Consider the following 10,223-nt stretch of genomic DNA (forward strand, 5'->3'; position numbering starts at 1 on the left):
CCAGCCCGTCCGGCGTTTGAGGACATCTGTAAGCCGCGCCTGCGCACAGCGCGGGGGCAATTCCAGCCCGTCCGGCGCTTGAGGACGTCTTTAACCCGCACCCGCCCACCGGGCCGGGGGCACTCCCAGCCTGTCCGGCGTTTGAGGACATCAGTGAGTGGCACCGTCCACCGGGCGGAGGTTGGGCGCCTCGGGCCCGGGGGGCCTGTCATGTCACCCTCGGCGTGAGGGGGGTGGGGTCGGAGGAGGTGCGTGTGGCCGGACGTAAAGCGTGTTTTGTGGCGCGTGGCTACCGTGAATGTTCGGAGTCCCTGAACGCGCCGTAAAACATGCAGTCCGGACATACGTACCTCCGGAGGCCCCGCCCCCCGTCACCACGGCACACCCAAGCCCGTCCGGCGATTGAGGACATCAGTAAGCCGCGCCCGAGCACCGGGCAGAGGCCACAAACGAAGCCCGTCCGGCGATTGAGGACATAAGTAAGCGCGGCCAACGTCAACCCTTACTCACCGCCGACAGGATCTCCGGCAGCCGCCGCGCCGTCTGGGGCGCCGCCAGACGAAGACCCGCCTCCGCCACAAGGACCCCGTACACCACGCCCAGCGGAAGCAACAGCCACCCCACGTCAAGCCAAAGCACCGCGGCCACCACAGGCGCGCACACCGCCCCCGCCACCAGCACACCCCCCAGCATCGACAGCCACGCCAGCCCCGCCTGGCCCGGTGCCACGTTCTTGTAGCCGCTGTCCTGCGGGATGGAGTACGCCAGGCGCGCAGACGCAACCGCCCCCGTCGCCAGCAACGCGCCCAACGCGGTGAAGGAGAGGCCGAGCGCCTCGGGCAGCGCGTCCGCGTCGCCCAGGACCGCGGCCGTCAGTACGACCACCAGGAGCGAGTACGGCACCGAGACCAGGAGCAACGCCAGCGCCCGCGCCCGCAGTTCCAGGTACGCGTCGCGCGGCGACGAAATCGTCAGGGCCACCATCCAGAACGCGGAGGTGTCCTGCCCGAACTGGTTGCTCATCTGCACCCCGATCATCCCGACCGCGAAGAGCGACAGATAGATCGACCCGCTCCCCTGCACCGCGTTGAGAATCGGCACGATCAGACCCACCGCCAGCGACGTCACCCAGCCCGCCTTCGTCTTCGGGTCACGCCACGCGTACCGCAGGCTGCGTACGATCACCGCGCCGGTGCGTCCCTCCGGCAGCCGGACCGAGGACAGAAGGGACCGCGAACCCTTCCGCGTCGGCTCCGCCGCCGACAGCGTGGACCCGTCCGGCGCCGTCATCAGCTTCCCCAGCGACCGCTGCCAGGCGTAGAGCAGCGCGCCCAACGCCGCAGCGGACAGGAGGAGTTGGAGCGCCGCGCTCCCGTACGCGCCCTCACTCGCCGAGTCCACCGCCCCCAGCGCCGACGCCGGCGGCAGCCACCGTACGACGTCCGCCGTCGGCGTCAGCTCCGCGAGGCCCCCCGCGTCGCCGAGCCGCTCCGCGCCGAAGCTCACGAACTGCGCGCCGACCGCGATCACCAGCCCGCTCAGGACCGCGAGGTCACGGCCCTTGCGCGAGGTCAGCAGCCGGATGTTCGCCGCCGCGACCGCCCGCGCCAGCGCCACGTACACCAGCAGCGCCAGGGGGACGGCGATCACCGCCGCGACCACGCCCGCCGCGCCCCGCGCCGACGCCACCGCCGAGCCGACCAGCAGGCACAGGGCGAACAGCGGGCCGATGCCGACCAGCGACGCCACGAGCAGCGCGCCGACCAGCGGGCGCGGGCGCAGCGGGAGCATCACCAGCTTGGTCGGGTCGAGGGTCTCGTCGCCGCCGGAGAAGAACAGCGGCATCACCGCCCAGCCCACCGCCAGCACGGCGGCCAACAGCACGGTCACGGTGGCCGCGTGGGCGTTGCCGCGCAGCAGGACGAGGCCGAGGAGCTGGAGCGCCGCGAAGAGCAGGGTGATGACGAGCGAGGTGACGTACACGGCCTTGCGGCCGGACGACTGCCGCAGCCCGTTGCGCAGGAGCGAGAGCTTCAGCCGTACGAAGAGCGGGGTCAGCGCGGCCGTGTTCACCGGGCCCCGCCCAGCCAGTCCAGGGTCTCCCCGGTCCCGCGCCCGTGCGCGCCGACCAGTTCGAGGAAGGCGCTCTGGAGGGACGGCGCGTCGCCCCGTACCTCCGCGAGCGTCCCCTCCGCGCGGATGCGGCCGCCCGCCATCACGGCGACCCAGTCGCACAGCGACTCGACGAGTTCCATCACATGGCTGGAGAAGACGACGGTCGCGCCCGACTCGGTGTAGCGCTCCAGCACGGTCCGCACGGTCTGCGCGGAGACGGGGTCGACGCCCTCGAACGGCTCGTCCAGGAAGAGGACTTCGGGGTTGTGGAGGAGCGCGGCGGCGAGCCCGATCTTCTTCCGCATGCCCGTCGAGTAGTCCACGACGAGTTTGTGCTGCGCGCCGGCCAGGTCCAGTACGTCGAGGAGCTGGGTGGCCCGCTGGTCGACCTCGGCGCCGGGCAGCCCCCGCAGCCGCCCGGTGTAGCCGAGGAGTTCACGCCCGGAGAGCCGTTCGAAGAGCCGCAGGCCCTCGGGCAGCACGCCGATGCGGCCCTTGACCGCCACCGGGTCGCCCCACACGTCGTGGCCGGCGACCCGGACCCGTCCCTGGTCGGGCCGGAGCAGGCCGGTGACCATGGAGAGGGTGGTGGTCTTGCCCGCGCCGTTCGGCCCGACCAGTCCGACGAACTTGCCCGCCGGCAGGGAGAGATCGATGCCCGCGACGGCGATCTGCTCGCCGAAGCGCTTCCACAGTCCCTCGACCTGGACGGCGGGCGGCGCCGTCTCCGCGGCGGGTGGGGCCGTCCCCGCGGCGGGCGGAGCTGTTCCTATGTCCGCCGGGGGGCCCGCTGTCGCGGACGTCCCACCCGGTTCGTGCTGTTCTTCCGGCATGGAGCACTACCTCTCGGTCTCCCCGTGCCGGTTCCCGTACCGACCGGGACGACCACCCTACGTACGCCCGTCGGCTGTGTCTGCCCGGACGTGATCAGCGCTTGCGCGCCCGTTCCGCCGCCGCGTCCCGTCCGCACGCGTACGCCAGCGGGCTGATCAGCTCGTCGGCGTCCGGCAGCCAGCGGTTGGCCGGGGTGGGGCGGCGGGCCCACTGCACCGCGCCGTGGCCGCCGAGACGGGTCGGCGGCGCCGCCACGTACCCGCCCTCGCCGTGCGTCACCAGGTCGATCGCGGCGGGCACCCAACCCAGCCCCGTCACGAGGCCGTCCACCTTGGGGGCCGCGCCCGGCAGGACGAAGAACAGCAACCGCCGGTCCGGGGTCCACGTCACGGGGCCGAGCGTCAGGCGCATCCGCTCCATCCTGGCGAGCGCCAGGAACCCCGCCGACTCCGGTACGTCCAGGGCGTCGAAGGTACGTCCCGTCGGCAGCAGGACGGCGGCCCGGGGCCGCTCCGACCACAGCCTTCGCGCCGCCGGCGCACTGCCCGTGGCCTGCTGGGCCCAGTCCGGTCCCGTCGCGTGCGCCCCCGGCGAGGCACAGGCCGGGTCGCCGCAGGAGCAACGCTCCGTGCCCGCCACCGCCTCCAGCCAGGTGCCGGGGAACACGTCCCAGTGCCGTTCTTCCGTGTACCGCACCGCGCAGTCCAGCGGCAGTTCGCCACGCTGATGAGGGATCTGTGCCGCGCCCGTGACGCCGAGGGTCTCTTCCACGCAGAGCACAACTCCCGCCGTCACCTCCGGTTACGGGCGTACCGCGCGCCGACCCGCATGTGGGGCGCATGGATGCATGGACGGGGGCGCGCGGGCCCGTGGAGGCCGGTTGGCGGGTACGCACCGTCCGTGGTCGGGCACGATGGGACAGGTGCGGCCCACATCGGAGCAAGTACACCCGCATGGCCAAAACACGCCATGTTTCGCGTGGTTCCTCTAAATATCGCCGATTCAGCCCAAGCCACGCATTCTCTGCATTTCTGCCGGGCAGTGATCAGTGAGCTGATCACTGCGGCCACAGGGGGTATCCATTGGCAGCCAGGCCTCTCGTCGCGCGCCAGCCGAACGAACGGCTCCAAGCACTCATCCAGGAAGCCGGGTGCTCCAACGCCGGGCTCGCCCGGCGGGTCAACATGGTCGGGGCCGAGCGCGGCCTCGACCTGCGCTACGACAAGACATCGGTGGCGCGGTGGCTGCGCGGGCAGCAGCCGCGCGGCCGGGCGCCCGGCGTCATCGCCGAGGCGCTGGGCCGGAAGCTGAACCGTACGGTCACCATCGACGAGACGGGGATGGCCAACGGCAAGAACCTGGCGTCGGGCGTCGGCCTCCAGTTCGCCCCGACCGTCGTCGGCGCGGTCGAGCAGGTCTGCGAGTTGTGGCGCAGCGACGTCGGGCGCCGCGACTTCCTGTCCGGGTCGGCGGTCGCGTCGTCCGCGCTGGTCGAGCCGAGCAGAGACTGGCTGATCACGGGCGCGGACCCGGCGGTCGCGCGGAACACCGGGGCGCGGGTGGGGGATTCGGACGTCGAGGCGGTCCGGGCCATGACCGTGGCGCTGATCGACCTGGACCACCGCTTCGGCAGCGGCCATGTCCGCCCGGTCCTGGTCCACTACCTGAACAGTGTGGTGTCGGGCCTGTTGTCGGGTTCGTACCGCGAATCGGTCGGCCGCCGGCTCTTCGCCGCCGTATCCCGGCTGACGGAGCTGGCCGGTTACATGGCGGTCGACACGGGCCAGCCCGGCCTCGCCCAGCGGTACTACATCCAGGCGCTGCGGCTCGCGCAGGCGTCGGGGGACCGGGGGTACGGCGGGTACGTACTGGCCGCGTCCATGAGTCATCTGGCCGCGCAGCTCGGGAATCCGCGCGAGATCGCCCAGTTGGCGAGAGCCGCGCAGGAAGGGGCGCGCGGGCAGGTCCCGCCGCGCGCGCAGGCCATGTTCTACGCGGCGGAGGCGCGGGGGCACGCGCTCATGGGCGATCTGCGCCAGTGCCAGGAGGTCGCGGGCCGGGCGCTCGCGGCGCTGGAGCAGGCGGAGGACGGCTCGGGTGACGACCCCGAGTGGATCGCGCACTTCGACCACGCCTATCTCGCGGACGAGTTGGCGCACTGCTACCGCGACCTGGGCCGGCCCGACGCCGCGGCCCGGCACGCCGGGGACTCGATCGACGGCCATCCGGAGTCCCGGGCGCGCCGGCGGGCGATCGGCATGGTCCTGCTCGCCACGGCACAGGTCCAGCAGCGGGAGGTCGAGGAGGCGTGCCGGACGGGCACCCGCGCGGTGGAGCTGATGGGGACGCTGCGCTCCAGCCGGGGCGCGGAGTATCTGGACGACCTCCAGCAGCGGCTGGAGCCGTACGGGAGCGAGCCGTCCGTCCGTGAGTTCACGGCCCGGCTGGAGATCCAGGCGGCGTGACCGGGGGAGTGAGCACGGGGGAGTGGGGGAGCAGGCCGGGGGTAGAAGGGGGCGAAGGTCCGCTGGTGTGAGGGTGTGGTGCATATCAAGTCACCGGCAGAACGGGCGAATTCGGTCGCTACGGCCGTGTCCTGGCGGGACGGAACGGGAGCGGATCCACGTGCGTGGCAGAGCCCGTGATTCACCCGGTAGCGTGAACCGACGATTTCCGTAGGTCCACACGTTCCACGACGTAGGAGTCCCGGTGACGCAGAGCGGACAAGGGGACGAGCGGGAGTACCCGGCCGCTCGCCCCGCGCACGAAGGCGTCGTGCTGCCCGGCGACGGCAGCGAGCCCTGGATCCCGCCCAGCGTCGCGGGGGAGCAGGTCGCCCCGGCGGGCGGCCAGCCGTGGGGACAGCCCTGGGGGCCGCAGGACGGCGGCGGACAGCCCGGGACGGAGCCGGGGTACGGCGAGGGCGGCTACGGCGCCCAGCAGCCGCCGGGACCCCCGCAGCAGGCCGCCCAGCAGCCGTACCAGCCGTACGGACAGGGCGAGGGGCAGCCGCAGGGGTTCGGGCAGGGCGGCCAGGACCAGGGGTACGGACAGGGCCGGCCGTACGGGCAGGACCAGCAGCAGCCGTACGGCCAGGCCCAGGGGCAGGAGCAGCAGCCGTACGGCCAGAGCTACGGGCAGGGGCAGTCCTACGACCAGGCCCAGGGGGCCCAGGGGTACGGACATCCGCTCCCCGACCCGACGCCCGCCCCCGGCGGCAGCGCCGACGCCACCCAGTTCATCCCGCCCATACCCGCCGCGGGCAGCGCGGACGCCACCCAGTTCATCGCCCCGGTCCCGCAGGGCCCCGGCCCCGGCATGCTGCCCCCGGAGCGTTCCTCGGACGCGACGCAGTTCATCGCGCCCGTCCCGTCGCACGGCTCGGACGCGGACGCCACCCAGTTCATCGCGCCCGTGCCCGCGCAGGACCCGTCGTACGCGGTCCGCCCCGGCGAGCCCGGCGACCGCCCGCCGCCCGCCGAGTTCGACAACCTCTTCCGTACGGACGACGGTTCGGGCGCCAACTCCACCCAGCAGATGCCCGCCGTCGACATGAGCCAGGGCCGCCCGCCGCAGGGCCGCGCCCCCCAGCCGTACGGTCAGCAGCAGCCCCCCGCGCCCCCCTACGAGCCCCCACCGGGGCGCGGCACGGGCGGCCGGAAGTCGCGTGGCCCGCTGATCGCGGCGGTCGTCGTCGGCTGCGCCGTGCTCGGCCTGGGCGCGGGCGCGCTGATGAGCGGCGGGGACGACAGCCCGCAGGACACCGGGAAGAACGTGGCGTCGGAGAGCACCCCCGCCTCCCAGCCCGCCTCGCAGGACGCGGCCGACCCGGTGAAGGCGCAGGCCGAGGGGCTCGACAAGCTGCTGGGCGACAGCAACAACAGCCGCGAGACGGTGATCCGCGCGGTCAACGACATCAAGACGTGCAGCAACCTGGACCAGGCGGCGAGCGACCTGCACGACGCGGCCGAGCAGCGCAGGGACCTGGTGACCCGGCTCAAGTCCCTCCCGATCGACAAGCTGCCCGACCACCAGGAGCTGGCGTCCTCGCTGACCACCGCCTGGCAGGCGTCGGCCTCCGCCGACGACCACTACGCGCAGTGGGCCCGCGAGGCCCGGACGGGCAAGGGCTGCAAGCAGGGGCAGGCACGTACCACCCGGGAGGCGGCCAAGGGCAACCGGGCGAGCGGCGAGGCCACGGCGGCCAAGAACAAGGCCTCGGGCCTGTGGAACGGCATCGCGACCAAGTACGACCTGTCGCAGCGGGACTCGACCCAGCTGTAGCGAAGGGGCCCGGGGGCCGCGGCCCCCGGGCCCCTCGTCGGTCACGCCTCCCCGGCCCCTCGTCGGCCGCGCGCTACGGCTACGACCCGAGCGTCTTGCCCACGTCCACGAAGCCCTTGCGCTCCGCGACCAGCCGGCCGTCCCGCACCACCTGGAACGTGACCTCCCGGTTCACGATCCGGGGAAAGCCCGGCGCGCCCAGCATGTCCTCGTACCGCCACCGCAGCGGCGGGGTGAGGCCGCCGGTGTCCACCTTGACGCCCCGGTCCAGCGCGTTGGTGATCTTTCCGGGCGTGATCACGTCCTCATGGATCGACTCGACGACCGTCTTGAGCGCCGTGTACGCGATCCACGTGGTCTGCACCCCGGGGTCCGCCGGGTCGATCGCGTCGTCCTGGAAGGCGTGCTTCTCGATCACGTCCCGCATCGGCTTCCACGCCGGGTCCGTCGCCACCGGGTACCAGCCGGTGAGGAGCGCCCCCTCGAAGGGGCCGTTCTTCCCGCCCGTACTGTCGATGAGGGGCTGCCCGACGCTGCCGAGCACCGAGGAGACCCGGACGTTCCTGCCGTCGTCGGGCACCCGGCGGTACGAGTCGAAGAACGTCTCCGTCTTCTCGCCCAGCACCGCCGTCACGCACCCGCCGTCCCCCGCGCGCTCCCGCGCCTGTTCGGCCGGCTTCGTGTAGTCCGTCGCGTCCTCGGCCGCGCGTATGTCCGCCGCCGAGGACCTGCGCCCGTGGGCCAGACCGGAGTCGAGGAGGTCGGGCAGGTCGTCGCCGGTGATCGTGTCGGGCCGTACGAGCGCGGTGCGGTCGCAGTCGGGGGCGAGCTGCTGCCCGTTGCCCGCGAGGAGGGTCGCCTGGCCGCCGTTCACCGGGTACGAGAGGAAGCTGGTGAACTCCTCCTCGGACATGCCGTACCCGCCGATGAACGGGATCGAGGCGGCTTCCAGCGGCGCCATGATCTCCTTGCCGAACTGGCTGTACGAGCCGACCACCGCGACCGCGTCCTCCTTCACCGCCCGGCGCGCGCAGTCGGCGGCGGCCGACGAGTCGTTGCGCTCGTTGCAGGTGAGGACGCGCAGCTCGTGCCCGTCGAGACCGCCCGAGGCGTTGACCCAGCGGGCGTACGCCTTCGCCATGGCCGGCATCCCCGGCATGTTGGTGGCGTTCGTGCCCACGGGGGCGAAGGTCATGACGGTGATGGGGGCGGGCGAACCGCCCGAGGTGCCGGGGATCACACCGCAGCCGGTGATCAGCGAGGCTCCTGCCACCGCCGTACACAGCGCGCGGATCCTCGCGCTCCAGGTGTTCGCTCGCGTACGGACAGTGATGGGGCGTCGCCGACCTGTCATAGGTAGAGACCCTTCCGCCTCCTGGGTAACGACGGAGTGAGGGTGCCGCAACATCCGGTGGCGACGAGGTGAATTGCGGGGGTCGCGATCTCCGTCTCCGGACGGAACGTACGATCAACGACCGTGCAGCAAGGTTCCGAGAACTCTTCCCGTCCTGCCCGTCGCTCCCCCACCATGGGCGGCATGCCGCTCAATGACATGCCGTGGTGGCGCTGGCGCACCAATGTGCGCTCGGCGCTGCATATGCTTTCCGATCCCGTCTTCCACCAGGAGTACTGGCTGCCAGGCCGGGAGGGGTTCGGTGACGTCACCGACGCCGTCTACCGGCTGGTCGAGGACACCTGGCTGGACAACTGGTCCGCCGAGAAATACGTCGGCACCATATTCCGCGACTCCGGAGAGGCCGCGCTGGTCGATCTCGCCGTGCTGCGGGTGCTGCGCATCATGCACCAGGTGGGGGCGGACGCGCCCGTGTCGGCCTATCTGGAGCACCACGGGTGGCCGGAGGCGGTACGGGCGGCCCGCGAGGCGCACGTACGGCTGGCCGCCAGTGACGGGGACGACCCGGACGTGCTGCCGCGCTCGCTCGACGTGCTGCGGATCATGACGCGCAGCGCGTAGGGCCGTCCGGCCGGGGCTCTTCCGCGTTCTGGTCCGCGTTCTGGTCCACGTTCTGGCGGGAACCTGCCCGTGCGCGGAGGATGTGGGATCCTCTGACGTCATGACCACCCCCTCGCGAACGCAGCAGTACGTCCTCACGCTGTCCTGCCCGGACAAGCAGGGGATCGTGCACGCCGTGTCGAGCTACCTGTTCATCACCGGCTGCAACATCGAGGACAGCCAGCAGTTCGGGGACCACGACACGGGTCTCTTCTTCATGCGGGTGCACTTCTCGGCGGAGACGCCGGTGACCACCCTGGAGAAGCTGCGGGCGAGCTTCGCCGCCGTGGGTGACGCGTTCCGGATGGACTGGGAGATCCACAACGCCGAGCAGCGGATGCGGATCGTGCTGCTCGTCAGCAAGTTCGGGCACTGCCTGAACGACCTGCTCTTCCGGTCGAGGACCGGCGCGCTGCCGGTGGACATCGCCGCCGTGGTCTCCAACCACACCGACTTCGCCGAACTGGTCGCCTCGTACGACATCCCCTTCCACCACATCCCGGTGACCGCCGACACCAAGGCGCAGGCGGAGGCGGAGCTGCTGGAGCTGGTCCGCGCGGAGGAGGTCGAGCTGGTGGTGCTGGCGCGCTACATGCAGGTCATCTCGGACGACCTCTGCAAGCAGCTGAACGGCCGGATCATCAACATCCACCACTCCTTCCTCCCGAGCTTCAAGGGCGCGAAGCCGTACCACCAGGCGCACGCACGCGGGGTGAAGCTGATCGGCGCGACCGCGCACTACGTGACGGCGGAGCTGGACGAGGGGCCGATCATCGAGCAGGAGGTCGAGCGGGTAGGGCACGGGGTGACGCCGGAGCAACTCGTGGCGATCGGGCGTGATGTGGAGTGCCGGGCGCTGGCGCGGGCGGTGAAGTGGCATGCGGAACACCGCATCCTGCTGAACGGTCACCGCACGGTGGTCTTCGCCTGAGGCGCCCTTGGCCTGGCGGCCGGCTTTTGTCCTCAATCGCCGGAC

8 protein-coding genes are annotated in these 10,223 nt (G+C 72.0%); 4 read left to right on the forward strand and 4 right to left on the reverse strand.

Going from position 1 to position 10,223, the window contains the following annotated elements; translation table 11 throughout:
• Nucleotides 1–495: 495 nt before the first annotated feature.
• The 3 genes from GT042_RS16995 to GT042_RS17005 form a co-directional block, all read right to left on the reverse strand.
• Nucleotides 496–2,073 carry a transporter gene (locus GT042_RS16995; RefSeq protein ID WP_345943800.1) on the reverse strand — a complete coding sequence of 526 codons (1,578 nt, stop codon included), beginning with the start codon at nt 2,071–2,073 and terminating at the stop codon, nt 496–498.
• Nucleotides 2,070–2,948, reverse strand: a complete 879-nt coding sequence (locus tag GT042_RS17000) for an ABC transporter ATP-binding protein (protein WP_237530871.1) — start codon at nt 2,946–2,948, stop codon at nt 2,070–2,072. Before GT042_RS17000 ends, GT042_RS16995 begins: the two co-directional genes overlap by 4 nt.
• A gap of 94 nt (nt 2,949–3,042) precedes the next feature.
• A complete protein-coding gene (locus tag GT042_RS17005) occupies nt 3,043–3,729 on the reverse strand; it encodes a bifunctional DNA primase/polymerase (protein WP_161309562.1) in 687 nt (228 codons plus the stop codon).
• A gap of 302 nt (nt 3,730–4,031) precedes the next feature.
• Between GT042_RS17005 and GT042_RS17010 the strand changes: the two genes are divergently transcribed.
• Together GT042_RS17010 and GT042_RS17015 are read left to right on the forward strand one after the other, a co-directional pair.
• Nucleotides 4,032–5,414 carry a transcriptional regulator gene (locus GT042_RS17010; RefSeq protein ID WP_161309563.1) on the forward strand — a complete coding sequence of 461 codons (1,383 nt, stop codon included), beginning with the start codon at nt 4,032–4,034 and terminating at the stop codon, nt 5,412–5,414.
• Nucleotides 5,415–5,658: 244 nt separating this feature from the next.
• A complete protein-coding gene (locus GT042_RS17015; protein WP_345943801.1) occupies nt 5,659–7,233 on the forward strand; it encodes a hypothetical protein in 1,575 nt (524 codons plus the stop codon).
• A gap of 79 nt (nt 7,234–7,312) precedes the next feature.
• On the opposite strand, the gene GT042_RS17020 is transcribed toward GT042_RS17015, so the two are convergent.
• Nucleotides 7,313–8,587 carry an ABC transporter substrate-binding protein gene (locus tag GT042_RS17020; RefSeq protein ID WP_161309564.1) on the reverse strand — a complete coding sequence of 425 codons (1,275 nt, stop codon included), beginning with the start codon at nt 8,585–8,587 and terminating at the stop codon, nt 7,313–7,315.
• A 174-nt stretch (nt 8,588–8,761) separates the two neighbouring features.
• On the opposite strand from GT042_RS17020, the gene GT042_RS17025 reads away from it, so the two are divergent.
• Both GT042_RS17025 and purU read left to right on the forward strand, forming a co-directional pair.
• Complete coding sequence (locus GT042_RS17025; protein WP_161309569.1) at nt 8,762–9,208, forward strand: hypothetical protein; 447 nt, start codon at nt 8,762–8,764, stop codon at nt 9,206–9,208.
• 100 nt (nt 9,209–9,308) lie between these two features.
• Nucleotides 9,309–10,178: a formyltetrahydrofolate deformylase gene (gene purU / locus GT042_RS17030; RefSeq protein WP_161309565.1), complete on the forward strand. Its 870-nt coding sequence runs from the start codon at nt 9,309–9,311 to the stop codon at nt 10,176–10,178.
• The last annotated feature ends 45 nt before the right edge of the window (nt 10,179–10,223 follow it).

It is taken from the genome of Streptomyces sp. SID3212 (assembly GCF_009865405.1).
GTDB lineage: Bacteria > Actinomycetota > Actinomycetes > Streptomycetales > Streptomycetaceae > Streptomyces.